The 26590-nt window shown below is 47.4% G+C and carries 23 protein-coding genes; 19 read left to right on the top strand and 4 right to left on the bottom strand.

Translation table 11 applies throughout. The annotated features are described in order from the left end of the window. Window positions 1-79: 79 nt before the first annotated feature. Both AC58QC_RS16300 and AC58QC_RS16305 read right to left on the bottom strand, forming a co-directional pair. Window positions 80-658, bottom strand: a complete 579-nt coding sequence (locus AC58QC_RS16300) for a beta-class carbonic anhydrase (RefSeq protein ID WP_497416184.1) — start codon at window positions 656-658, stop codon at window positions 80-82. A 51-nt stretch (window positions 659-709) separates the two neighbouring features. Beyond that, entirely contained in the window at window positions 710-1033 is a 324-nt protein-coding gene (locus AC58QC_RS16305; protein WP_497416185.1) for an iron-sulfur cluster biosynthesis family protein, read from the bottom strand. Between the two features lie 146 nt (window positions 1034-1179). Between AC58QC_RS16305 and AC58QC_RS16310 the strand changes: the two genes are divergently transcribed. The 17 genes from AC58QC_RS16310 to AC58QC_RS16390 all read left to right on the top strand — a co-directional run bounded on the left by AC58QC_RS16310 (window position 1180) and on the right by AC58QC_RS16390 (window position 23134). Next, complete coding sequence (locus tag AC58QC_RS16310) at window positions 1180-2700, top strand: carboxypeptidase M32 (RefSeq protein WP_497416186.1); 1521 nt, start codon at window positions 1180-1182, stop codon at window positions 2698-2700. Between the two features lie 840 nt (window positions 2701-3540). Then, window positions 3541-4554, top strand: a complete 1014-nt coding sequence (locus AC58QC_RS16315; protein ID WP_497416187.1) for an ABC transporter substrate-binding protein — start codon at window positions 3541-3543, stop codon at window positions 4552-4554. A gap of 51 nt (window positions 4555-4605) precedes the next feature. Further along, window positions 4606-5379, top strand: a complete 774-nt coding sequence (locus AC58QC_RS16320) for an ABC transporter ATP-binding protein (protein ID WP_497416188.1) — start codon at window positions 4606-4608, stop codon at window positions 5377-5379. Then, entirely contained in the window at window positions 5372-6214 is an 843-nt protein-coding gene (locus AC58QC_RS16325; RefSeq protein ID WP_497416189.1) for an ABC transporter permease, read from the top strand. The genes AC58QC_RS16320 and AC58QC_RS16325 overlap by 8 nt, the downstream gene beginning before the upstream one ends. 77 nt (window positions 6215-6291) lie before the next feature. Beyond that, window positions 6292-7251, top strand: a complete 960-nt coding sequence (locus AC58QC_RS16330; RefSeq protein WP_497416190.1) for an aromatic acid exporter family protein — start codon at window positions 6292-6294, stop codon at window positions 7249-7251. Between the two features lie 114 nt (window positions 7252-7365). Further along, entirely contained in the window at window positions 7366-7932 is a 567-nt protein-coding gene (locus tag AC58QC_RS16335) for an outer spore coat protein CotE (protein ID WP_056620858.1), read from the top strand. Between the two features lie 144 nt (window positions 7933-8076). Then, complete coding sequence (locus AC58QC_RS16340) at window positions 8077-9546, top strand: putative amidoligase domain-containing protein (protein ID WP_497416191.1); 1470 nt, start codon at window positions 8077-8079, stop codon at window positions 9544-9546. Window positions 9547-9783: 237 nt separating this feature from the next. After that, on the top strand, window positions 9784-12444 hold the full coding sequence (gene mutS, locus AC58QC_RS16345) for a DNA mismatch repair protein MutS (RefSeq protein WP_497416192.1): 2661 nt from the start codon (window positions 9784-9786) through the stop codon (window positions 12442-12444). 84 nt (window positions 12445-12528) lie between these two features. Further along, complete coding sequence (locus AC58QC_RS16350) at window positions 12529-13968, top strand: S41 family peptidase (RefSeq protein WP_497416193.1); 1440 nt, start codon at window positions 12529-12531, stop codon at window positions 13966-13968. Between the two features lie 4 nt (window positions 13969-13972). Then, window positions 13973-16060, top strand: coding sequence for a DNA mismatch repair endonuclease MutL (mutL, locus tag AC58QC_RS16355; protein ID WP_497416194.1), 2088 nt, complete (start codon window positions 13973-13975; stop codon window positions 16058-16060). 4 nt (window positions 16061-16064) lie between these two features. Continuing rightward, window positions 16065-16841 (top strand): class I SAM-dependent methyltransferase, encoded by a 777-nt coding sequence (locus AC58QC_RS16360; protein WP_497416195.1) that lies wholly within the window; start codon window positions 16065-16067, stop codon window positions 16839-16841. Then, window positions 16832-17803, top strand: a complete 972-nt coding sequence (miaA, locus tag AC58QC_RS16365) for a tRNA (adenosine(37)-N6)-dimethylallyltransferase MiaA (RefSeq protein WP_497416432.1) — start codon at window positions 16832-16834, stop codon at window positions 17801-17803. Before AC58QC_RS16360 ends, miaA begins: the two co-directional genes overlap by 10 nt. Before the next feature lie 67 nt (window positions 17804-17870). Continuing rightward, window positions 17871-18110: an RNA chaperone Hfq gene (gene hfq, locus AC58QC_RS16370; protein ID WP_497416196.1), complete on the top strand. Its 240-nt coding sequence runs from the start codon at window positions 17871-17873 to the stop codon at window positions 18108-18110. A 148-nt stretch (window positions 18111-18258) separates the two neighbouring features. Then, complete coding sequence (locus tag AC58QC_RS16375; protein WP_497416197.1) at window positions 18259-20817, top strand: transglycosylase domain-containing protein; 2559 nt, start codon at window positions 18259-18261, stop codon at window positions 20815-20817. 163 nt (window positions 20818-20980) lie between these two features. Beyond that, window positions 20981-21715, top strand: coding sequence for a peptidylprolyl isomerase (locus AC58QC_RS16380; RefSeq protein WP_497416198.1), 735 nt, complete (start codon window positions 20981-20983; stop codon window positions 21713-21715). A gap of 43 nt (window positions 21716-21758) precedes the next feature. Further along, a complete protein-coding gene (locus AC58QC_RS16385) occupies window positions 21759-22418 on the top strand; it encodes an alpha/beta hydrolase (RefSeq protein ID WP_497416199.1) in 660 nt (219 codons plus the stop codon). Between the two features lie 5 nt (window positions 22419-22423). Continuing rightward, window positions 22424-23134, top strand: a complete 711-nt coding sequence (locus AC58QC_RS16390; RefSeq protein WP_497416200.1) for a YdcF family protein — start codon at window positions 22424-22426, stop codon at window positions 23132-23134. 54 nt (window positions 23135-23188) lie between these two features. Here the strand turns inward: AC58QC_RS16390 and AC58QC_RS16395 are convergent, their stop codons facing one another. Both AC58QC_RS16395 and AC58QC_RS16400 read right to left on the bottom strand, forming a co-directional pair. Next, the gene (locus AC58QC_RS16395) at window positions 23189-24055 is read right to left on the bottom strand and encodes an SDR family oxidoreductase (RefSeq protein ID WP_497416201.1); all 867 of its coding nucleotides are present in this window, start codon (window positions 24053-24055) and stop codon (window positions 23189-23191) included. A gap of 34 nt (window positions 24056-24089) precedes the next feature. After that, window positions 24090-24896 carry a GNAT family N-acetyltransferase gene (locus AC58QC_RS16400; RefSeq protein ID WP_497416202.1) on the bottom strand — a complete coding sequence of 269 codons (807 nt, stop codon included), beginning with the start codon at window positions 24894-24896 and terminating at the stop codon, window positions 24090-24092. Window positions 24897-25067: 171 nt separating this feature from the next. On the opposite strand from AC58QC_RS16400, the gene AC58QC_RS16405 reads away from it, so the two are divergent. Then, window positions 25068-25502 (top strand): GNAT family N-acetyltransferase, encoded by a 435-nt coding sequence (locus AC58QC_RS16405; RefSeq protein WP_497416203.1) that lies wholly within the window; start codon window positions 25068-25070, stop codon window positions 25500-25502. Window positions 25503-25521: 19 nt separating this feature from the next. After that, window positions 25522-26523, top strand: a complete 1002-nt coding sequence (gene lplA / locus AC58QC_RS16410) for a lipoate--protein ligase (RefSeq protein WP_497416204.1) — start codon at window positions 25522-25524, stop codon at window positions 26521-26523. Window positions 26524-26590: the final 67 nt, after the last annotated feature.

The raw sequence follows: 26590 nt of genomic DNA on the forward strand, positions 1-26590 counted from the left end.
GGTAACAATGAGAAAAAGAGTAGGTCCAGTGATGAACTGGACCTACTCTTTTTGTTATTGCTGGTAACCATAAGCTGCGCTATAACAGCTCAGGTGATGGTGCATATGCCGCATCCACGAGATCTAACCGACCTGTTTCTGGGTCGATGATCAGACCGTGTACAGGTAAGTTTTTTGGAAGTAAGGGATGATTTCGAATAATATTAACACTTTTCTCAATGCCCTCACGAACATGATCGAACCCAGTCAGCCAGCGCTTCAGATCAATGCCAGCATGTCCCAGTGTTTCAATGACATCGTCGGAAATACCTCTGGCCTTCGCATTGGCAATGACGCTTTCCGAGTTAAGCCCTGTCATACCGCAATCATAGTGCCCAATGACGAAAACTTCGTCAGCATCCAGCTGATAGACAGCGACAATAATACTGCGCATAAGACTGCCGAAGGGGTGAGAGACGATGGCACCGGCATTTTTTAAAATTTTGGCATCCCCGTTGTGAAGGTTCATGGCTTTGGGCAGCAATTCAACTAGTCGTGTATCCATACATGTGACGACGACCATTCGCTTGTCTGGAAATTTCGTGGTTAAGAACTCTTGATACTGCTTCGTTTCTACGAAATCCTTATTGTAGCTTAAAATCTCATTGATTAAAGACATGGTATTCCCTCCTGGTAAGTTGATGTGCTGCATGTCTATGTTTGTGCAGCTTTATCGTTTATCGACTAAGCTCATACCCGCATTGTAAATTTGATTATTACTCTTCAGTATATAGGATTTATTTACTTCGTGGAAGTCGATTTTCATGTTATCCTCGAAAAAAATCTCGTCCTTCGCTTTATAAACCAATGGGAAAGTGTTCGTCACAGCAGAGACATCCTCGGCATTCGCCGTAGTAACCAACCACAGGGTAGGTACACCATTCACGGAGCAACCGCAGCCCTCAGTATCAAAAACGAGCTTCAACAAGGTGTTGTTTTGTTCCATATATGGTGTTAAACGTTGTCTAGCTGTATCGGTAAATGTGATGTTCATCTTAGTCATCTCCCTCGTTTAATTGCACAAAAAATAGCCTGTCATTGCAAGGCTTGTCCTTATTCTACCACACTTGGACGGAAATTTGATTCTAGCCCTCAATGGAAGTATGATAAATATTGAAACATTTGGGAGGAGATGAGCACATGAGTGTTGGTGTTGTTAATGCCAAGTTGGAATCGTTCAAAGCTTATGTTCGTAAAATGAAGCAGTACGAAGAGGCAATCTCTTTGATTTATTGGGACATGCGGACCGGTGCTCCGAAAAAAGGAATCGAGACGCGTTCTGAGGTTGTCGGTGAGCTCTCCACCGAAGTATTTCGGATGTCCACGTCGGATGAGATGGGCGGCTATGTAGATTTCTTCATGCAGCCGGCGGAGCTGGAGCAGTTAGATCCTATTTCCCGTAAAATGGTGCAGGAATGCAAAAAAGAGTACGATCGAAGCAAAAAAATACCAGCTGAGAAATATCAAGCTTATGTCGTTTTAACTTCGCAAGCTGAGTCCGCATGGGAAGGCGCGAAGCATAATTCGGATTGGGCGTCTTTTCAGCCATATTTGGAGAAAATCGTGGCGGCAACGCAGGAATTTATTGAGCTGTGGGGCTATGAAGGGCATAAATATAACACACTACTGGATATGTATGAGCCGGGAATGACGGTTGACAAGTTGGATGAGGTATTCGGTACCTTGCGCGAAAAAGCAGTTCCACTGCTTGGGCGTATCGGGGCTTCGGCTAATCAGCCGAATCGTGCATTCTTAGACCAACAATTTGATATTGGCAAGCAGAAGCAATTCTCGCTTTCTATTTTGAAACAAATGCAGTATGACTTTGAAGCAGGTCGATTGGATGAAACCGTGCATCCTTTTGCAACGGCGTTGAATCCAGGAGATGTGCGTATTACGACTCGTTATTTGCCCAATGACATCACCTCGGCTTTGTTCGGGACCATTCATGAGGGCGGACATGCGCTGTATGAGCAAAACATTTCCACTGATCTTGTTGGAACCAATCTATGCTCAGGTACTTCCATGGGGATTCACGAGTCGCAGTCCCGCTTCTGGGAAAATGTGATTGGCCGCAGCAAACAATTCTGGGATCGCTACTACAGCGAACTTCAGTCGACATTTAGCGGGCAAATTGATGATGTCGGTGTAGATGACTTCTACCGCGCAATTAACCATATTGAGCCGTCCTTGATCCGAATTGAAGCGGATGAGCTTACGTACAACTTACATATCATGATTCGCTATGAGCTCGAAAAAGGCTTATTCAGCGGCACAATTGCTGTAGCGGATTTACCTGCGGCGTGGAATGCCAAATACGAGGAGTATTTGGGAGTTACACCTCCGAATGACGGCGAAGGTGTCCTTCAGGATGTACACTGGTCCGGCGGTGCGTTCGGCTACTTCCCATCGTATGCACTAGGGAACATGTACGCGGCGCAATTCACGAACACGTTACGCAAAGAGCTGCCTAACTTCGATAGCTTAATTGCAGAAGGTAACTTGGCGCCGATCAAAGAGTGGCTTACCGAGAAGGTTTACCAGCATGGTAAACTACTGACACCGAACGAAATCATTCAACAAGTCACAGGCGAACCATTAAATCCGGAATATTTGGTGGCTTATCTGGAAGAGAAGTATTCAGAAGTGTATGGGATTTAGTTGGTAAACTGCAGTTGAAAAGTGAGTGAAACAGCTTTCCTATGACGGTGTCCCGTCTGGAGGGCTGTTTTTTTGTTGATTAGTTTTCTTGCCTGATTGGCTGCTTGCTGTTCAGTAGCTCTGCAAGTCCAGTGCGCACTGACCGTAAACTACAAACAGCAAACAGCAACGGCAATGCGGAAACCCACAACCTACAACCTACAACCTACAACCCGCAACTCACAATCCACAATCCACAACCCGCAACCCACAAGCCACAACGCACAACGCACCCCGCACAACGCACAACGCACAGCCCACAAGCCACAAGCCACACCCCGCACCCCGCTAACCAGTAACTACTACCCATCACCACATCAAAATCCCCCCGTAAATACTTCGGTTGCTTTCCACTCCTCAACAAAACCTGCGATTGTGCATCTTTTTTCTGGTGATTTAGAACTTTTAAGTGGTATTCCTGCGAAAATGCAGGAATAATTGTAGATTTCAGCAGTTGAAGTCTAATTACTCGAAAATACCTGCACTTTAGCATCAATTCATCATTTGGTGATGAGAACGGTATAAAAAACCTGCATATTTGCATTTCTGCGCTTTCGGAAACAGGCTAGCGCCTCGCAATAGTCTCGAAACCCGAGCCTAAAGTCGCTAGCGCCGCGCAATAGGCTCTAAACCCGAGCCTAACTCAAGTCTTAATTTGTTTGTTTGAACTTACAATCCTGAAGCTCGATTCGTCATCAATCCCAAATTTTATCAGCTGCAATTGCTTTTCTGGAAGAACCATTAACCGACGTCTGGGCTCTTGCATACGATACATTACAATTCGAATCGGAGGGACGTCCTATGAACAATCGAAAAAGATGGGGATTCACATTATCCGTCGTTCTGCTCTTAAGCCTAATAGCTTCAGCATGTGGAACTAAGACGGAAGAAACAACGAAAGTGCGAATTGGTGAGGTGACGCGATCCTTGTTCTATGCACCGCAATATGTGGCGTTATCTCAGGGTTTTTTCAAGGATGAGGGGCTCGATGTGGAGCTGACTACGACGCCAGGCGGCGACAAAACGATGACCGCGTTGCTCTCGAATGCCATTGACGTCGCTCTTGTAGGATCGGAAACATCTATTTATGTTTCACAGCAAGGTTCAGATGATCCCGTAATTAATTTTGCGCAGCTTACGCAAACGGACGGCACTTTCCTAGTTGCTCGTACCAAAGTAGATAAGTTGGATTGGAATGCACTCAAAGGGAAAGTCTTCCTTGGGCAGCGTAAAGGCGGCATGCCGCAAATGGCTGGCGAGTTCACGCTGAAGAAGCACAACATCGACCCGCAGAAGGATTTGCAGCTAATTCAAAACATTGATTTTGCCAATATTGTTTCGGCCTATGCTTCGGGAACAGGGGAGTATGTACAGCTTTTCGAGCCGCAAGCGTCGATCATTGAGAAAGAAGGCAAAGGGTATGTGCTTGCATCCTTCGGTGTAGAAAGTGGACATCTGCCGTATACCGTGTTTATGTCGAAGCAAAGCTTTATCAAAGCCAACCCAGGCACAATTCAGAAGTTTACGAATGCGATTCAACGAGCGCAGCTGTGGGTTGCAGCGAAAAGCGTGGATGAGATAACGGAAGCGGTCTTGCCTTATTTTAAAGATATCGATGTCGCAATTGTAAAAAATGTCGTGAAACGTTATAAGGATCAAGGCTCATTCGCCACGGATGGTATTGTGGACGAACAAGAATGGAATAACCTGCTCGATGTCATGACATCGGCTGGTGAGCTGAAACAGAAAGTCGCATGGAGCAAGCTAGTAAATAATTCCTTTGCGGAAAAAGCCAAATCAAATGTGAAGAAGTAAAACAGCGGAATAGGAGTCACCGTAGATGGAGACAAGAGGAGGTTAGGCGCCATGGACACAGCTGTGCAGGTTGGAGATGTCACGCAGGTTTACGTAACAGAGGAGCGAGCCACGCTTGCCCTGCAAGGAATTTCTTTTGACATTGCGAAAGGCGAATTTGTCAGTTTGATTGGTCCTAGCGGTTGTGGCAAAACAACGCTCTTATCGATCATCGCGGGACTCCTCCCGCCCACGTCTGGCCAGATCACAGTAGCAGGTCATCACGTGCAGGGGCCATCGCCCAAAGTGGGCTACATGCTGCAGCAGGACTATTTATTTCCTTGGCGAACGATTGAAGCTAATGCCTGTATGGGCCTGGAAATCGCAGGCACACTGACAAGAGAGAAGAAACAGGAGGCGCTTCACTTACTGGAAGAAATGGGTCTGCTGGACTTCAAAGATTATTACCCCGCACAGCTCTCAGGAGGGATGCGGCAGCGAGTAGCACTCGTCCGAACCTTGGCGACGGAACCGGAGCTGCTGTTATTAGATGAGCCCTTCTCGGCGCTGGACTACCAAACGAAGCTGCAACTAGAAGACTTGGTTGTAGAGACACTGCGCGCTAAGAAGAAAACAGCGATTTTGGTCACGCATGATATTTCAGAAGCGATCGCGATGAGTGACCGAATTATCGTATTGGCACCGAATCCAGGGCGCATTCGCAGGTCCTTCCTGATGCCAGAGGTGGTAAGGGCTGCTGTACCTTTTGAAGCAAGAGAATTACCTGAATTTCATGTGCTTTTTCGGCAAATTTGGCAGGAGTTTGGAGGTGTGCAGCATGGATAATCGAGATGAGCGGCGCATCCTAGTTGACCAACCGAATGAGTTGTTAAAGCAGGAAGTACATCAACGTTTTCTGAAGGCGAAGAAGAAAGAGACGAAGTGGGTTCGACTTTTTCAATTTGCCATCTTGTTCCTATTTTTATCCCTATGGGAACTCGCATCCCGTTTGAAATGGATCGATGTGCTGCTTTTTAGTTATCCAACCAAGGTATTCCATCTGCTGTGGGAGAAGCTGCTTGACGGGACGCTTCTTCCTCATGTAGCTGTGACGGTGGAAGAGACGATCATTGGATTTTTCCTGGGGACGATTTTTGGAACGGCATTAGCGGTGGTCATTTGGTGGTCGCCATTTCTGTCACGTGTGCTGGATCCATACATTGTGGTGCTGAACAGTATGCCGAAGGTAGCGCTGGGACCTTTATTTATTGTAGGCTTTGGGCCTGGCTTGCTTTCAATTATCGCAACAACACTTTCGATTACAGTCATTATTACGACGCTTGTCGTCTACGGCAGCTTCAAGGAAGTCGATCATAACTACGTCAAGGTCGTGAAGCTTTTTGGTGGCAATCAGCGAAAAGTTTTTCTCAAAGCGATACTGCCTGCATCTTTTCCAACCATCGTTTCTACGCTAAAAGTAAATGTAGGTTTGGCCTGGATCGGCGTCATCGTCGGCGAATTTCTAGTGTCCCAGAAGGGGCTGGGATACTTAATCATATATGGCTTTCAAGTCTTCAACTTCACCTTGGTGATATCCACGCTTTTCGTTATTGCCTTAGTCGCCACGGTGATGTACCAGCTTGTAGCTAACCTAGAGAAGAAACTAACGAAGCATCGGTAGAAGAGAAAGGCTTGCCACAACAAACTCTAAATGAAATAATGAGCCCATAGAAAAACCTGTAAAGAGGTGAAAATGCTATGGGCTTTCGTGTGCTCAAAACAGCCTTGGCCGTCATAATCGCTATGTATTTGGCGTATATATTAGGGGTTCATACGCCTGGAGCAGCGGGGCTTCTTGCCATACTGGGCATTGAAGTGACGAAGAAAAAAGGGATCCAAAGTGCCCTTCACCGCATCGCGGCTTCGATTCTGGCACTACTCATCGGTTCGGCCTTATTTAACCTGCTTGGCTTCCATATATGGGTCGTGAGTTTGTTTATTCTTATCGTGTTTCCAGTTCTGGTTCGTCTGAGGATTACCGAGGGGGCTGTAACAGGTGCCGTCGTGATGTTGCATCTTTTTGCTTATGAATCAGCGGACTGGGCATCCGTGCTCAACGAATTATTTTTGTTGGTTATTGGATTAGGTTCTGCAACGATAATTAATATTGCTTATATGCCGAAGGCAGACAGCGCTCTTACCGCGCATAAGCAAACTATCGAAGGCTTATTTTCCGACATTTTTGTCAACATAGCTAAGCACCTTCGGGATAATACCGTGATATGGGATGGCAAGGAGCTGTTGGAAGTCAGTGAGGTTATAGAACGCGGAGCGAGCTTGGCGAAACGTTCGATGGATAATACATTGCTTTCTGGCGGAGATTCCTATTGGCGCGTGTATTTCTTCATGAGAGGCGAGCAGCTGGAATCGATTCACCGGATGATTGATCTTGTCGCGCAGGTGTACCAAACCTTACCGCAAGGGGAATGGGTCGCTGTGATCTTCGAAGATATTAGCCAAACTGTGAAGGAAGACTATTATACAGGGGAAGCAGAGAAAGAATTACAAGAGCTGAATGCCCGTTACAAGGGTTTACCATTGCCCGAGAGTCGTGAGGAATTCGAAGTGAGATCAGCGATTTTACAGCTTAACAGGGAGTTAATGCAATACTTAGCTATTGCCAAAAAGCAAAAAAAACACCGTCCGGAAGCGGGTTGACTCTGACAGATATAAGTATTTTTGAATCTCAAAAATAATATAAAATAATTGTCACTCTAGACTACTGTCCTGCATACACTTGTAATGAATGATTGTATGGAGGAGGTTGAAAGGATGTCATTAGATAAAGATTTGCAATGCAGAGAGATCATTACAAAGGCTGTCTGCGGTAAAGGTCGCAAATTTTCTCATGTAAGTCATACCGTGACTCCGCCTTATTCTCCAACCAGTATTTTGGGCGCTTGGATTATTAATAACCAATTCGAGGCTGTCCATTCTGGAGAGGGCGTAGAGGTAGTTGGTACTTACGATATCAACATCTGGTATTCTTACGATCGTAACACCAAAACAGACGTAGCAAAAGAAACCGTATCGTATGTAGAAATCGTTGGACTAAGCTACTTGGACAAAAAACATAAGCCGACGACAGCCGAAGTATCAGCTGTCGCGACGCAAGAGCCGAACTGCGTAGAGGCCAGCATCTCTTCAAGCGGCGACAGCGTCATCATTCGGGTGGAACGCGAGTTTCAAGTTGAGCTCATTGCCGAAACGAAAGTCTGTGTAGTCGTTTGCACCAACGGCTGCAATGACTTCGACGACAAGCACGTGGATTTCGATGACAGTGGCGATGGTGATTTTGAGGATCTGGACGCCGATCTGCTCGAGGATGAACTGGATTAAGGAATCTTATACGCCATTATATGCGGGCTAAAGAGGTTCGGCAGAGGGCATTTGCCCTCTTTTTTGTTGTATTCGCACATTTGGGCATTCGCGGATGCATGGCACCATAAGAAGTAGAAATGAGTGATATGAGGGGGTGTTAGCTTGGAAACCTTCTTACTGCACGCACAGGAGAAAGATGCACTCGAGCTCGCAGAACGCATCCGCATTCCGAGTGGGAGTAGGCTTCCCGAGAACTGGCAGGGTCGGATGATTATTCATTGGGGAGCGGCGCATGATGAATACCCGCACCAACCTGCTCTGCAGCCCATTAAAGCGATCATGCGAGCACAGAATCGAAGGAAAAGGGATAATCTGCTGCAGCTTCACGGTATGAAAACGATGGTCTCACAGGCCGCCACAGCACGTGGGAAAAGGGAACCAGAACCTTTTACACATAAATATAAAGTAGCTGTCTTTCATCTTCAAACACTTCTTATTTATGAGAAAAAGGAGACGCTCCTGCTTTCAGAGAAGTCCTTACAGCATCAAAGACAATTGGGTGTGAATGCTGCCTACATAGAAGTTGTTCCAGCACAGATCAACTTTCACGCACGCAGAGCGAGCCGTGAGTCTGTCAAAGCGATCTACGCCCTTGGCTTAGACTATGGTCTCGTCACCATCGGGATCACGCCAAGCGGCCATACGCTTGTGCTGGATGTCGATCCCGTTCCGAAGCTGAACGGGAGACTGGCACAGCTCTTCGCACAGGCGATCGATCAGTATGATCAATCGCTCGCGAAAGAGCTGGAGCGGAAAGAGCGAGCGATGCTCGGCTGCGATCCTGAGTTCCTGCTCGTGAATCCGCAGGGCAAGGTCGTCTTCGCCGACCGCTTCCTAACCCGGGATGGCGCCGTAGGGTGCGACGCCATCGTGTTAAGCGGGCATCGCGTGATTCTGCCGCTGGCTGAGCTGCGCCCGCAGCCCAGCGTGGATCCGCTGCAGCTCGCGAAGCACGTGCGAGCAACCATGGGGCTTGCCGCGCGGAAGATCAACGACGAAAGCCTCGCCTGGCTTTCGGGCGGGATGCCCGTGCGGGGCTATCCGCTAGGCGGTCATATTCATTTTAGCCGCTGCTGGATGAATGGGCATCTGCTTCGAGCGCTGGATAATTACCTCGCGTTGCCGCTAATCCTGATTGAAGATGAATCGACGCGCGGTCGTCGCCCGCGATATGGCTATCTTGGGGACTTCCGGAAGAAGTCTCATGGGGGTTTCGAGTACCGTACACTGCCGAGTTGGTTGGCCTCTCCCGTCGTAACCCGAGGTGTCTTCGCACTGGCTTCTCTGATTGTTAATAACTACTGGCGCTTGCCGCGGAGGCCTCTTCAAGAACCAGACATCCAAGCTGCGTATTACAGCGGTGATAAGCGTAGGCTTCAAGATGAGGTAGGGAAGCTTTGGAAGGATTTGGAGCAGCTCAAGGGTTATGAGGTCCATGCAGGCTTGCTGGAAGGTCTTCGTTTGCAGATCACCTCTATGGAGGCGTGGGATGAAATGGCGGACATTCGGTTCGCTTGGAAAATTGCACCCGGGGTCCGTAAAGAAGCTTTTGGGGAAGGAATCATGTTATAATAGATTATCTGTAACATCATAGGGTTATAGATTTATAGGAGATAGTAAGTTGTTGATAAAGAAGATAAAAGCATAGGCTGTACTCGAATTTGTAGTTCTGCAAGTTGTTCTGCTTCCTGGAGGTAACTCACCTGCAGGAAGCAGAATGACTTCGACTAGGCTGAGTATAGATGAAAATAAGAATGATAGTTTCAAAGAGTTCACTTTTCATTATTGAATAGGTTGGAGGAACACAAGTTGGCTACATATACGCCGATGATTCAGCAATACTTAGCCGTCAAGGCGCAGGTCCCAGATGCTTTTTTGTTTTTTCGTTTAGGCGATTTCTATGAGATGTTTTTTGAAGATGCGATCAATGCGTCACGTGAATTAGAAATTACGTTAACAGGCCGTGAAGGTGGCGGCGATGAGAAAATTCCGATGTGCGGCGTCCCTCATCATGCGGCTGACAACTATATGTCCCGTTTAATTGAGAAAGGCTACAAAGTCGCCATATGTGAACAGGTGGAAGATCCCGCTGAGGCCAAGGGTGTTGTTCGCCGTGAAATTGTCCGGATCGTCACACCAGGTACAGTCATGGATAGCAAACTCCTTGGAGAATCCGTCAATAACTATATCGTATCTTTGGTAAACCGCGCGGATGGCTATGCCTTTACAGCCTGCGATATCTCAACAGGGGAACTATATACGACGCAACTGCCCCCTTCTTGGGAGCTTGTGGTAGACGAGTTGAACGTGTATAACCCTTCTGAAATTGTAACCAATCAAGCTCTGTTGACTACGATTCGTGAGTCTGGTGCAGCGTGGGGCCGGAATATGGTGTTAACGGAGTGGACCAAAGCCGATGAAGGCTTGTTGGATGAGCATTTCGCAGAGGATGCCGCGTTGTCGGCTTTATCTAGCATCAGTCGTCAAGGGGTAGCCTTGCTGCTTGCTTATTTAAAAGAAACGCAAAAAAGAGCGCTCACGCACGTAAAGCACATTCGCATCTATGAGCCTGATCAATTTATGACGATGGATCCGTTTACTCGTCGGAATCTAGAACTTGTCGAAACGGTTCGTGAACGTGCCAAAAAAGGGTCGTTATTGTGGCTTTTGGACAAAACGGTTACCGCTATGGGCGCACGGATGCTGCGCCGTTGGATCGAGAAGCCGCTGATGAACGTGGCTCGTATCGAAGAAAGATTAGAGGCTGTCAATCTACTCTACAATCAGTTGATTGTGCGTGAAGATGTGAAGCAGGCGCTGAAGGAAGTCTATGATTTGGAGCGGTTAGTGGCCAGGATTTCCTACGGCAATGCGAATGCTCGCGATATGATCGCACTGAAGCACTCCTTACAGCAAGTTCCGATGCTCCAGCAGCTATGTGCCGCATCAGGTTCCGAAACGCTGCGGAAGCTCGTTGAAAATATGGACGTCTGTGATGACGTCATGTCCTGGATTGCCAATGCCATTGAGGACGAGCCTCCAGTTTCGATTCGTGACGGGGGCATGATTCGCGAAGGCTATCAGCCTTACTTGGATCAGCTTCGTGAAGCTAGCAAGAACGGGAAGCAATGGATTGCGGAGCTAGAGCGTCAAGAACGCGAAGCAACGGGCATTAAGTCGCTCAAAATCGGCTACAACAAAGTGTTCGGTTACTTTATCGAGGTCACGAAGGCCAACATGTCTGCCCTGCAGGAAGGGCGTTACGAGCGTAAACAGACGCTTGCGAATGCAGAGCGCTATGTAACGCCAGAGCTCAAAGAGAAAGAAGCGCTCATTCTGGAAGCGCAGGATAAAATGATTGATCTGGAGTACGAGCTGTTTACGGAGCTGCGCGACCGGATTTCGAAGCATATCTCCAGATTGCAGAAGCTGGCGGAGGTGATTGCCACCGCCGATGTGTATCAATCGCTGGCGACGGTCAGCGCGGCGCATCACTTCCGCAAGCCGGAGATCGGCGAGGGCTTCGATCTTGCCATAGAAGACGGCAGACACCCGGTGGTGGAGGCTGTCATCCAGGACGGCTCGTTCATCGCGAACGGGACGAGCCTGCTTCAAGAGCAGGGCCGCATCCTGCTCATTACCGGGCCGAATATGGCCGGTAAGAGTACCTATATGCGGCAAGTAGCCGTGATCTGCCTCATGGCGCAGATCGGCTGCTTCGTGCCTGCGAGCTCGGCGCGCATCCCGGTCACCGACCGGATCTTCACGCGGATCGGCGCTGCCGATGATCTCATCGGCGGGCAGAGTACGTTCATGGTCGAGATGATGGATATCCAGGTCATGACGGAGAAGGCGACGAGTCGGAGCCTCGTCATCATTGACGAGCTGGGCCGCGGCACCTCGACAGGCGAAGGCATGGCGATCGCGCAGGCCGTCATTGAATTCCTGCACGATCGGATCGGGTGCAAGACACTCGTGTCGACGCATTTCCATGAGCTTGCACATCTAGAAGAGAGCCTTGTGCATCTGCGCAATCACTGCATGGCCGTGAAAGAGAGCGGCAGGCAAGTGACCTTCCTGCGCAAGCTCATCCCTGGGGCAGCAAGCACGAGTTACGGCATCTACTGTGCCGAAATCGCCGGGCTGCCCGACGCGATCATTCAGCGCTCCTATGCGCTGCTGAATGGCTTTGAAGAGCGTGCGGCGTCGTCAGCAGTACCGCAAGCCCATAAGACCACGATGGAATCCGTGGTCGCAGAGACTGCCGCTGCATTTGAACCAGTGGCAGCGGCACCGATCCGACAACTGTCCCTCTTCGAGGAGGACGGTCCTGCCGAAGTTGCCGTCAAGAAGAAACATGACGGCAAATCTCAACTGGTGCTCGATCAGTTGAAGGGCATTGATCTTATCAATATGACGCCTTTGCAGGCGCTCAATTTAGTGTATGAATGGAAGCAAAAGCTGCAGTAATCCAAGTTATGCCAGCATCCGGTTTGTCTCGCCAGCAATAGCTTATTACAAGCAAATAGATCTCAATTGAACGGAGATATGCATATGAAAGTATCATCACTGAGCACAAAAGCTTTGAAAGCTACTTTAGCGCTAGCATCTGCTTTAGCACTCGTTATGCCTATAAGTGCCATGGCAGAAGAGGATTTAAACACCGTTCTCGTGCGAAAAACACTCGTTGAAAACCATGTGAGCGGCGTATCCTTAGAAGCGCTTGAGAATCAGAGCATTGCGCAAATGCTCGAGGGGTTGAAGGATCCTTATACGGTCCTCTTCACTCCGCAGGACTATAGTCAATTTTCTAGCTCTCTAGAGAATAGCTTCGAAGGCATAGGCTGTGTGATTGGACTCGATGACAAGGGTGTGTATGTGTCGAAAACAATCCCAGGTTCGCCAGCAGCTGCTGCGGGCCTGCAGCGGGAAGATTATATTCGTGCTGTTGATGACGTTCCTGCCTCTACCACGTCAATTGACGAGGTTAGGAACAGAATTATCGGTGTCGCAGGTACCAAAGTGAAGGTTACTGTACTGCGCGGGGATAAAGAGATAACATTCGAGCTTACGCGCCAAGCCGTAAATTCCCCGGAAGTCTACAGCAGCAGCTTTGCAAATGGTGTTGGTTATATTCAAATCACGGACTTTTCGGATGAAGCTGATGATGAATTTGACAAACAACTAATGGCGCTTCAAGCCAAAGGTCTGAAGTCGTTGATCCTAGATGTTCGTGATAATCCCGGAGGTTATCTTGAAACAGCGAGGAACATTGCGAAGCATTTTGTGAAAGAGGGCGTCCTCATTCATACGCAGGATCGCGATGGTGTCGATGATCCAGTGCTCATTAAGGATGGTAATCCGCTTGAGATTCCAGTGTATATTTTAGCCAATGAAAATAGTGCAAGTGCGTCAGAGGTGCTCTCAGGTGCTTTGCAGGACTATGGGGTCGCAAAAGTGATCGGTATGCAAACATATGGAAAAGGAAGCGTGCAGCAGCTTTTCGAGCTTCCTGATCTCAGCGTGTTGAAGGTCACTGTAGAAGAATACTTAACACCGAAGAAGAGAAAAGTGAACAAAGTCGGTATTACACCAGACATGCAGGTTGATGGGGTATCAGCTCAACTCATCACTGCACTTCATGAAACAGGGGTTTCTGATATCCAAGTGATATTTACGAAACACGGTGTCTCCTATAATGGCAATGACCTTGGTTATGGGTTTGGCAGCTTCCAGGAAAATGGCAAGTTCTTTGCTTCGGCACGAGGACTAGCCGCTCTGATCGGGGCCAAGATTACATGGAATGATGCGAATCGGACCGTTGACATCACGGATGACAAGGGAACGCATGCGTTCACGATTGAAACAGATAAGCTGATTATTGAAAACGGCTCGAGTTACGTAAATGTCGACCTATTTGATGATTATTTTCCGCAGCTGAAGGTTAATCATCAAGGGGAGAATGTTTCTATACAGGCAGTAAAGGGGAATTAAGTCAATGGGCAAAATTCAGCTCTTAAGCGAGCATATTGCGAACCAAATTGCAGCAGGTGAAGTGGTGGAGCGGCCTTCATCGGTCGTGAAAGAGCTGGTTGAAAACTCGGTTGATGCGGGGAGTACCCGTGTTGATGTCACGATTGAAGAGGGTGGCTTGACCTTAATTCGAGTGTCCGATAATGGCTCTGGTATGGCGCTGGAGGACTGTGAATTAGCTTTTCAGCGGCATGCAACGAGTAAAATAGCGACGAGCAAGGATCTGTTCTCGATCCGCACACTTGGCTTCCGAGGCGAGGCCTTGCCGAGTATCGCTTCTGTCTCGAGACTTGAGTGTGTAACCAGTTCGACAAGCGATGGTCTTGGACGGAAAATCACCATCGAGGGCGGTACGATTCGCGCTGTAGAAGAAATAGCAGCATCGCGCGGTACCGAAGTGACGGTGCGGGATTTATTTTACAACACACCAGCTAGGCTGAAATATATGAAAACGATCCAGACGGAACTTGGGCACATTTCGGATTATTTATATCGACTATCACTCGCTCATCCTGGCATTGCATTCACTTTAAAGCATAACGGGAATGTGCTGCTCCAAACGTTAGGTAACGGGGATCTGCTCCAAGTCATTGCAGGCATCTACGGTACTGCGATTGCCAAGCAAATGCTTCCACTCCAAGTGGAAAGCTTGGATTATACAATCTCGGGCTTTGTCGCCAAGCCCGAAATGACTCGCGCGAATCGCGGCGGCATCTCGACCATTGTTAATGGTCGGTATGTGCGCAACTTCGCGTTGAATCAAGCCCTGCTGCAGGGGTATCATACCCTGCTGCCGATTAATCGCTTCCCAGTGGCAGCGCTGCACATCGGGATGGACCCTGCACTTGTGGATGTCAACGTGCATCCATCCAAGCTTGAAGTCCGCTTCAGCAAGGAAGCGGAGTTAACGGCGTTGATAGAAGCCGAGGTGAAGCGGCTATTCGGCAGACAAGTGCTGATTCCTACGGGAATCAAGGCATCTGCTCCGAAAGGCGCTTACGTTCAAGAGCAATTGGAGCTCTCTCGTACCGTAGAGCCTCCCAAAGAAAATCGCAGTTCGTCGTCGATGGAGCTGGATGCGGAGTTTTTTAAGGATCATCAGGATTCCGAGGATACGAATAAGAGTTCGACTGCGAATGTGTTGAAAGAAGCAAGCCCTGTGCAAAGTCCTGACAACCAGTGGGTGCCGCCGCAAATTAAAGAAAACGCACCAGCCTATCGTCAGGCGTCATCTTCTGCCTTGGCCTCTCCTATTCAACAGCAGGCACCTTCTGTACCATATTCAAGCAGCAGCTCGTCCAAGGATTCTGACTATACATCAAAAAAGACGCCATCATCCTATCAGGGGTACACTCCAGCAGCCGATGTTTCTTATAGAAACACTTCGATTCAACAGCAACGTCGGACGAATGAGGCATTCATGGACTTGATGCCTTCGGCTGAGGACAATGATGCGCCAAAGCTCCCAACGTTTCCTAAATTGGATCCGATCGGACAAATGCATGGCACCTATTTGATTGCACAGAATGAAACTGGCTTGTACCTCATTGATCAACATGCGGCACATGAACGCATCAATTATGAATATTTTTATGAGCGTTTTGGCAATCCTGCTGAGGCGAGCCAAGAATTACTCGTTCCGATTACGTTGGAATTTACCCCTTCTGAAGCTAGTGTTATTTCGGATAAACTTGCTTTATTTGAACAAGCAGGCGTGTATATGGAAGCCTTTGGCGGGAATACATTCCTTGTTCGTGCACATCCGCATTGGTTTCCGGCAGGGGAAGAGAAGTCCATCGTCGAAGAAATGTGCGAGCTTATCATCTCTGATCGCAAAGCGCTTGATATTGCCAAGCTGCGCGAGAAGGCGGCTATCATGTGCTCTTGTAAAGCGTCAATTAAGGCGAATCAGGGGCTGAGCATCCTGGAGATGGAGACGTTAATTGATCGACTCGCAGGCTGCAGGAATCCTTATACATGTCCACATGGACGACCGATCGTGGTAAGCTTTACGACCTATGAGTTAGAAAAAATGTTTAAGCGAGTGATGTAACCCTGTGTTAGTGACAACTTCGTATAACCCGTCCACCGAATTAGTGGCGGAGGCCGCGCGCTTATCAGCTTTGTACGGTGGCCGAATTGTGCCCCGCAAGAAGTATTCTTTGGAACTTCTTAGGAGAAATTATAAGGATAATTCCGTCCTGCTTGTGACAAGAGAAGAGATCAGGTACTATGAAGAGGATCAACCTGCAGCTTTTTTCCATCCAAGCATGTCTCTCGTTCGTGTCAAACGGATGCAGCGAGGAGAGTCTGATCTACTCATTGAGGCATCAGGCGTAGTACTCGGAGACAGTGTCGTAGATTGCACAGCAGGGCTGGCATCGGATGCGATTGTCTTCTCCTATGTCGTTGGCGTTGAGGGGCATATCACAGCACTAGAGAGTGCAGAGATCCCTGCGATGCTGATCCAAGAAGGCTTAGCGCAGTATGAGTCAGAGATACCGGAGCTGAATGCAGCGATGAGACGCATTGAGGTTAGGCGGACACATCACCTTCCCTATTTGCAGCAGTTAGACTCGCAGAGTGTGGATGTCGTGTATTTTGATCCCATGTTTCGCAGTCCGATCGAGGAGTCGCATGCGATTTCACCGCTTCGGCATCGGGCGAACAATGAAGCTGTCAGTTTGGCTTCAATCGCAGAAGCAAGACGTGTAGCCCGCAAAAGTATTGTGCTAAAGGAAAGCAGAGACAGCTCTGAGTTTGCCCGGCTCGGGTTCGAGCATGTGTTACGATCAACAACGAAAACAACGTATGGAGTGATTCGATTGTGTTAGCCCCATCAGCCAAGCCGAAATTACTCGTGCTACTTGGTCCCACCGCAGTTGGCAAGACCAAGCTCAGCTTGGAAATTGCGCAGCGCTTCAATTGTGAAATTATTTCTGGTGATTCGATGCAGGTTTATCGTGGCATGGACATCGGAACCGCTAAAGCGAGCGAGGCGGAGCAACAGTTAATCCCGCATCATTTGATTGACATTCATGAGCCGTCGTATCCGTTTTCTGCAGCAGAGTTTCAAGAGCGAGTAAAGGCGTTAATTCACGACATTCACTCGCGTGGCAAGCTGCCTTTTATCGTAGGTGGTACAGGGCTATATATTGAATCTGTCTGTTACGATTATCAATTTACGGATGTTAGCATGGATGAAGCGTTCCGGCAGGCGCAAGAAGATTTTGCGAATACGCATGGGGAAGAAGCCCTGCATGGCAAACTGCGTGAGATTGATCCTGAGAGTGCTGACCGATTGCATGCGAACGACCGTAGACGCGTGATTCGTGCGCTCGAGATTTTCCATGTATCTGGAGAAACGATGACGGCTCACTTAGCCTCCCAGAAAAAAGAATCTCCATACGAACTATGTATTATTGGGCTCACGATGGATAGAGCACTGCTCTATCAGCGGATTGAAGAGCGCATCGATGCGATGATACAGGAGGGTTTGGTGGAAGAGGTACAAGCGCTTCTGGATGCAGGTACACCTAAATCGGCAATTTCGATGCAAGCCCTTGGCTACAAGGAGATTGTCAGTTATTTGGAGCATGAGCTCAGCTTTGAGGCAGCTGTGACCCTTCTTAAACGGGATACACGCCGATTTGCGAAGCGTCAATTGTCCTGGTTTCGGCATATGAAGGACATTGATTGGGTTGATGTAACAGATACAGCAAATTTTTCTGCCCATTTCGAAATGATTAGTGATATACTAGCAGGAAAGTTTGTACATAAAATAGAATATAATTAACAAATATCACCATTAGAAAATAGCGCCGTCTGGCGAAAGTTTCATTCCATTAAAGGGGGACATACTGATGAACCGAACCATTAATATCCAGGACAATTTTCTAAATCAGCTGCGTAAAGAAAGCATTCCCGTAACCGTTTATTTAACTAATGGGTTTCAAATTAGAGGACTTATTCGTGCATTTGACAACTTCACCATTATCATCGACAGTGAAGGCCGTCAGCAAATGGTGTACAAGCATGCCATTTCTACTTTCACACCACAGCGTGCTGTTTCGTTAATGGCGGCTGCAGAAGGCATGGAGTAATCCGCGGTTTCCAAACATTTTGCAACTTTTTAATGGACTGAAACGTCTAACCGAATAGAAACTTTTGGGAGCAACCTTGAATAAAGGTTGTTCTTTTGTTGGTTTCTTTTTCTACCTAGAGACACGAAACGTAAGGGAGTTGGTGAATATGGATAAACCTACGAGACATCCATCCACGCCGCAAACCAAGCCAAGGGAGTCCAAACAGAGTAATAATAAAGGCTCCAAGAAGAAACGCTTCAATGCACGTAAGCTTATTATGGGCTCCATCATTGCTGCAATCGTGGCAGTCATCTGTGCAATGGGAATTTATATTATTGTCATCATGAGCGGCTTTAAAATTTTGGATGCCAATATTGATAAAATTGTTAGCACGACAGAGTCCACCCTTATTTATGCCCAAGAGGAAGGTAAAGATAAAGATGGGAAGGATAAACCGGCCACCGAGATATCGAAAATTTATCGAGGCGAGAATCGGGAAAGTGTCAATATCAAAGATATTCCTGAGCGGTTGAAGCAAGCGTTCATCGCCACCGAGGATCGTCGGTTCAATGAGCATTCCGGTGTTGATTTAAGGGCGATCGGTCGTGCGCTTGTCACGGATATTATCCACATGAGTGCTGTTGAAGGTGGAAGTACGATCACACAGCAACTGGCCAAAAACGTATTCCTTAGCTCGGAGAAGACGGCTTTCCGGAAAGGTACGGAGATGTCGATCGCGTTTGCTCTCGATGAGCGGTTTACGAAGGATGAAATTCTGGAGAAATATTTGAATCGTATTTTCTTCGGGAGTAACGCATACGGCATTAAGGCCGCTGCCAAGGTTTACTTTGGCAAATCGAATTTAAATGATTTGAAGGTCTGGGAAATCGCAACTTTGGCAGCTTTGCCAAAAGCACCTTCACGTTATTCACCATTGACTCATCCTGATCTATCCAAAGAGCGTCGTGCTGTTGTCCTTAGATTGATGACAGATCAAGGTTATATTTCTGAGGCTGAGCGAGCTGAAGCAGCTGCTGTGGATTATGTACCACCAGCTTCTGCGAGCACAGGTACGAAAGAATATGCTTCGTTCGTGGATTATGTAGTGAATGAAGCGGAAGACATGTACGGCATCGAAGAAGATGAGCTATTGACCAAAGGGTACCGGATATACACAACAATGAATATCAAAGCTCAGAAAACCATTGAACAAACTTATGCCAATCCGAGTTTCTTCCAAAAGGACGCATCAGATGGTCAGAAAATTCAGAGCTCCATGGTTATTTTGGATAATAAAACCGGTGGTATTATGGGATTAATTGGCGGCCGGGATTATAAAACCAAAGGTTTTAGTCGAGTATACTCACAGAGACAGCCTGGTTCTTCTTTCAAACCGATTGCCGTTTACGGACCTGCTTTAGATAGTGGGAAATATACGCCTTATTCGATATTGGATGATACGCAAACGTCTTTCGGGAATGGCAGTTATACGCCGCAAAACTATGATCGTCAAACACATGGGCAAGTCACCATGTTTGAAGCGGTCAAGAAATCGTACAATTTAGCTCCTGTATGGTTATTGAATCAAATGCGAGTGTCGACTGGGGTTGAGTTTGCAAAGAGGCTTGGCATCACCTTAAATGCTCAGAAGGACCAGAATTTAGCAATAGCGCTCGGAGGCCTGACAGACGGCGTGTCGCCGTTGCAAATGGCTAGAGCCTATACGGCTTTTGCGAATCAAGGTTCGCAAAATAAAACACATGCGATTTTGCGCATAACAGACGCTCAAGGTAAGGAAATTGCGGCGTATAAGCCGGAGAAAAAGCAAGTTATACAACCGTCCACAGCTTACTATATGACACTGTTGCTGCAGGGTGTTGTTGAAACAGGTGGTACTGGTGTGAAAGCAAAGTTCAATCGACCGGTTGCAGGGAAAACGGGTTCAACGGGACTTGATATTAAGGGCATTGAACAGTACGATCGAGATGTATGGTTCGTTGGCTATACACCTGAATGGACTGCGGCGGTGTGGGAAGGCTTCGATAAGGTCGATTCCAAACACTATGTCACAGTAGGAAGCGGCAGCACAGCGGCACTATTCAAGGAAATCATGTCGAAGTCCTTGGAAGGCAAACCGGTTACAAGCTTTGTTAAGCCAGCGAATGTGCAGGATTTGAAGGAACCACCAAGTGGAATCTCAGATGTTACGGCAACTTATGTACCGGAGTCAAAACGTGTTAAAATAGCATGGACCTCTCTCGGAGAGAAAGTTAGTTACGAATTGTATCGAAAAAGCGCGACTGAGGCTGAAGCGAAAATGATTGTTCAAACACCAAAAGCACTAGTCGAGGACACGACGATAAATAGCGGAGAAACGTATCAATATTACGTGGTACCGCTTGAGACGGATTCGAATACACCAGGTGCGAAGTCGAACATCGTTACAGTCGAAATTCCGAAGGACGATTCGCTTCCTAACGGTGGCATTCCTTCGCCAACCCCTTCGGTTTCGCCGTCACCATCGCCTGGTAATGGGTCATCGCCGTCCCCTTCACCGAGCGGGAAGCCTGTTCCATCGCCAACGCCAGGGGCATCGGTTAAACCAGGCACCGGAACGGAAACTGGGCCTAGCACAAGTCCGAGCCCATCCACGAGTCCTAAGCCTAGCCCAACGCCGTCGCCGGCTATCAAGTCGATTGATGACAAGCCGAAGAGCGGCTTGTAAGGCGGCTGAGCAAGCATAGTAAGGCCCGAAATGGGCCTTACGGCTCCGGCTGAACGACGCGGACAAGCCATAAGCCCGAAAAGGGCGTTATAGAATCACTTTCTCGCCGAAAGGCACTTACGTGCTCGCATTGTCAAACAAATACAAACTGGAGGACCGATCAATGAACCTAGCCACCAAATCAATAAAGTCTAAAATGCTACTAACCGCTTCCTTGCTTACTTTAACTCTTATCGCATCCGCATGTGGGAATAAACCAACAGAAACGACTGGCGGCACGGCTACACCTAGTACCGCCACCAAAGCACCAACAGCTGCCGCAAGCCCATCACCTTCTGCATCGACATCAGCAGGCAAGCAGTGGAGCAAAGCTCCCGACATGATCATTGATACGAACAAAACGTATCAGGCTGAAGTAACCACGTCCAAAGGAACGTTCACTATTGATCTGTACACTAAGGAAGCACCGAAGACTGTAAACAACTTCGTCTTCTTATCCAAAGAGGGCTTCTATAACAACGTGACGTTTCACCGTATTATCAAAACCTTCATGATTCAAACAGGTGATCCCCAAGGAACAGGCAGAGGGGGTCCAGGCTATAAATTTGCGGATGAACTGAAGACGACTCATACCTATGAACCGGGTACTGTGGCTATGGCTAATTCAGGCCCTAACACGAATGGCAGCCAATTTTTCATTTGTTCCGGTGCAGATTGCGCGTCATTGAATAAGATGCCGAATTACTCTATTTTCGGAAAAGTAACTGCTGACGGTATGGCTACTATCGCAAAAATCGCGGAGACACCTGTGGAAAGAGATCCGAATGGCGGAGACTCCTCCCCAAGCAAGCCAAAAGAGAAGGTAACAATTAACACCATTTCCATCAAAGAAAAATAAACTAACATAAAGAACGCTTTCATACTGGATAGGAGTGGATCACATGAAACAACCGTGCCTATTGTTCCATGGATTTACAGGTGGACCTTATGAGGTTGAGCCGTTAGCTCGGCATTTACGAGAGCGTGGTCAGCAATGTGAGGTTCCAGTCCTTCCATGGAATGGAGAAAGCCGACATCAGCTTCACGCTTCACGATGGGAAGATTGGGTGGAGGCGGCTGAATGGCATGCGGCGAGAATGACTGAAAAGTATGGCTCCTTTGATATGGTTGGATTTTCAATGGGAGGTCTGCTTGCGGCCTATTTATCTGTTCGCTACCCTGTTCGGAGGCTAATCCTGTTAAATACGGCTGTTATTTATGTCAGCCCAGGCAGGCTTCTGAATGTCCTTCGTGATGAATGGAAATATCAACGTAAAATCAGTCTAATCAAAGGGAAGTCAACACCACTCGTTGCCACCTGGCAATTTACGAGGCTTGTAAGGCATCTGAAACCTGAGCTGAGTCAAGTGAATAAGCCTACGCTCATCGCGCAGTCGGAGAGAGATCAAGTTATTCATCCTCAAAGTGCGCGGTACATTTATAGCAAGCTAAAAGGTCAACGAGAGCTGTATTGGCACGCCAAATCAGATCATTTAATTTGTTTGAGCGAGGATGCGCCAGCCCTATTTCGGCAAGTTAGTGCATTTCTGGATAAGGAGTAGGGAGGATGACGGCAAAGCCGAGCATGAACAAGAAACAACGCGCCATCTCACCCGTGCCACCCAAGCGGAAAACCTACTCTTCTAAAGGTAAAGCACCATCTAAGTTTTATCGCATCTTTGTGAGGACGTTTCAATTCATTTTGATCTCCTTTACACTGATGGTTGCTTGGGTTGTGTTTATCCAGTGGAAGGTGCAGGTAGGGCCGCAACATACCTTGCCGAAGCAGGTAGATGTAGGGATTGTTCTAGGGGCATCTCTGCGCAATGACATTCCAAGTCCTGGTCTGCAAGAACGGCTGGACTTAGCTGTGGATTTGTACAAGCAGGGGCGTTTTAAACAGCTCATTGTTACCGGTGGATTAGACCATAATGGCTCTAAGCTAACGGAAGCAGAGGGTATGAGGGACTATTTGGTGAAAAAAGGACTGCCAAAGACAAGTATATTCCTTGAGCCTAAGGCGACGAGCACGTATGAGAATTTACTGTTCAGCAAGGAAATTATGGATGAGAAGTCGCTTGAGAGCTCGATCATCATCACCCATAAATTTCATGGCTCCCGTTCACTAGATATTGCAGAAACGATTGGTTTCAAAGATCCGCTGGTTTCCTCAACAAAGTCACAGGTACTTTTCATGCCTTATCATGATACGAGAGAAACTCTGGCGTACACGAATTGGTATTTGACCAAACTGCAATTGAAGCTCGGGCTGAAATGAAGAAAGCATGACTGGGAAGCGGGGTGAACCGCTGTCTGTCATGCTTTTTCTTATCTAGCCATTCACGATGGCGCCGCCGTTGATATGTAGAATTTGCCCCGCCATATAGGAGGAGTCCTCGCTGGCTAAGAATACGTAGCTGGGGGCCAACTCACTAGGCTGTCCTGCTCGTTTCATCGGCGTCGTAGAGCCGAATACCTCGACTTCCTGTGCCGTAAACGTGGACGGAATAAGTGGTGTCCAGATGGGCCCGGGAGCAACACCGTTCACGCGAATGCCTTTGGCGTTCAGTTGCAGGGAGAGCGAGCGAGTGAAAGTGACAATAGCACCTTTCGTTGATGAATAATCAATTAATTGCTCGTGACCGTGATACGCGGTGATCGATGCGGTGTTAATGATCGCACTTCCAGACTTTAAATGGGGAAGAGCGGCTTGCGTCATGTAGAAGTAGGAGAAAATATTCGTTCGGAACGTTCGCTCAAGCTGAGCAGATGTAATGTCAGTAATGCTTTTCTGGGGATGCTGCTCAGCAGCATTGTTTACAAGAATGTCGAGTTTTCCGAACTCTTTAATGACTTGCGTAATAATTTGCTTGCAGAAGCTCTCATCTCCGATGTCGCCTGCGACCTGTAAGCACTTGCGGCCTGCTTGCTCCACATGGTTTTTGGTGTCTGCCGCGTCCTTATCTTCATTCAGGTAGACGATGATCACATCGGCTCCTTCTTTGGCGTAAGCGACTGCTACGGCGCGCCCAATGCCACTATCTCCTCCAGTGATAATGGCAACTTTATCTTTAAGCTTACCAGCAGGCTTATAGCTTGCTTTCTCAAATTCGGGAAGTGGATTCATTTCTGATTCGATGCCGGGTTGATGGTTCTGATGCTGCGGCGGGAAAACAGGTTTCTCCTTCGTGGTAGTCATGTAATCGGCTCCTTTCATCTAAGAAAATACGTTGTTAGGATGTTACAAGTGGATCCAAATCATACTTCACACGGTAATGATAGCCATATTTCGTTTGATAGCCAAGCTTCTCGTATAATGAGACTGCGGGCACGTTGCTTGCGATGACTTGCAAATATTGCTGGGTCGCGCCTTGCTTAATGCTCCATGCAGTGAGTGAATGAAGAATCGCATACCCATAACCTTTACCTCGGTGCTCTTCGTGAACGATGACATTGACGAAGCCTGCCCATTCTCCTTCAACGATCGCTGTGCCAAGTGCAACAATTTGATCTTGATCCTTTAACGAGATGAAAGCTTTCGGTACCGGCATCCGCTCACTTAAACCTTGATAGAAGCTCCGACGTTCTTCTGGGTACTTTTCAAGGAAGAGGAATGCATCCAGCCACTCCTTAGTTACGGTTTGTGAAATCTCTATGTCGAGTGACGCCGACGATGGATATTGGTTCTGTAATCGCTCTAGAGCGTGAGCAGCAACCTGTTGACTATCAGCCGTCATCATATAACAAGGGGTATCTATTTCATACCCTTTCGCTTTTAGGAAGCTATCCAAATGTTCGGGAGAGGCATGACTAATATGGAAAATAGCAGGTAACCCGTGACTATGGTAAAATTGTTCAACATGCGATAGCCAATGTTCATCATTGGGGTAAGCGCCGATGGCGAATACGCTGTTTGCTCGTTTGGTGACCCCATGTGAGGCTCTGATGAGCCATGAATCAACCATTGAGGTGGTTTCTGCTGGCCAAGTATTTGCTGCTATTCGATCCAGTAATTCGAAAAAATCACGATCTGTTTGCATGAAAAACGTGCCTCCAATCGTTAAACTATTACATAAATATACATTTTATTGTATAAAAATTCAATCATTCACCATATGAAAATTGCGATTATTTTATTGCATTTGATTATTTGGAGGTAATCTACGTTGGAAATACGCTTGTGATCGGCCACTTTGGAAGACTATGAAGCTGTGAATACCATCATTTGCGAAGGCCAGGAAGAGCATGCGGAGGCATTGCCAGATCGATTTGCTCGATTAGATCATGTTGTGGCAATGGGCTGGTATCGAAGTTTCTCAGCTAAGTCAGACAAAGAAATTATCGTGGCAGAGCTTGGGTCAGAGGTCGTCGGTGTGGCTATGCTTGAGATGAAGCAAAGTCCAGGTTATGAAGCCCTAGTACCTCGGAAATATGCCTATTTGAATGAGCTTGCGGTAGCCTCTTCATATCAGCGGCAAGGGATTGGCAAGAAGCTATATCAGGCTGCCGTTCAATGGGCACGAGACCGCGATGCCGCATCATTAGAACTAAATGTATGGGAATTTAATGAGCGTGCGCTTCGCTTTTATGCATCGCTTGGTATGCTGACTTTAAATCGAACCCTTACGACACCAATAAAGAAATAGAAACAAAGGAGAATCACCGATGCTTTTTATAGATAATGAAGGAATTACCGATCCACGGATCAATCTGGCCATTGAAGAATTTGCCTTGCGTCAGCTACCGGCGGGAGAGAGTTATTTACTTTTTTATATCAACGAACCCTCCATCATCATTGGCAAAAATCAAAATACGCTGGAAGAAATTAATCCTGAATATGTGAAAGCGAATAACCTGCATGTCGTTCGTCGATTGTCAGGCGGAGGCGCGGTGTATCATGATCTAGGGAACCTGAATTTCAGCTTCATAACACAGGATGATGGCAACTCCTTTCATAATTTTCAAAAGTTTACGGCCCCCGTTGTTGAAGCCCTGCACGCACTTGGCATTCAAGCTGAATTAACAGGTCGTAATGATATTCAAGTTGGTGAACGCAAAATATCAGGTAACGCTCAATTTGCAACGAAGGGAAGAATGTTCAGTCATGGAACGCTGCTATTCGATTCTGAAATTGAGAATGTCGTTTCGGCACTGCGTGTTGATCCGGACAAAATCCAATCCAAAGGAATTAAGTCGATTCGCAGTCGAGTAGCTAATATTGCTGAATTTCTTAAAGAGCCTCTCACGATGGAGGAATTCCGCGTTAAACTGCTCCTTTCCATTTTCGGCGTAAACGAAGCGAAGGTCCCTACTTATCAGCTCACAGAGGAAGATTGGACACATATTCATCAGATATCGGAAGAGCGTTATCAGAACTGGGATTGGAATTATGGTAAATCACCGAAGAGCACAGTTCAGCATGCGAAAAGAATTGAAGGTGTTGGAAGAATTGATGTTCGCTTATCCATTGAAGCAGGACATCTTCAGCACGTCAAAATTTATGGTGATTTCTTCGGCGCACATGATGTGGCTGAGCTTGAAGAGAAGCTGCTCGGTGCGCGGTATGAGGAGACAACTCTTCGTGAACGATTGGCATATGTGGAGTTAAAGCGCTACTTCGGTGCTTTGGATGTGGAGACATTCGTGTCATTACTGATGTTGACGTAATTTCACATAGAACGAATTAACAGCTTATTCGGTTAACTGTGACGGCTGCGGTCTAAAATGGGTTTCA

The sequence above is a fragment of the Paenibacillus sp. J22P51 genome (assembly GCF_059692215.1).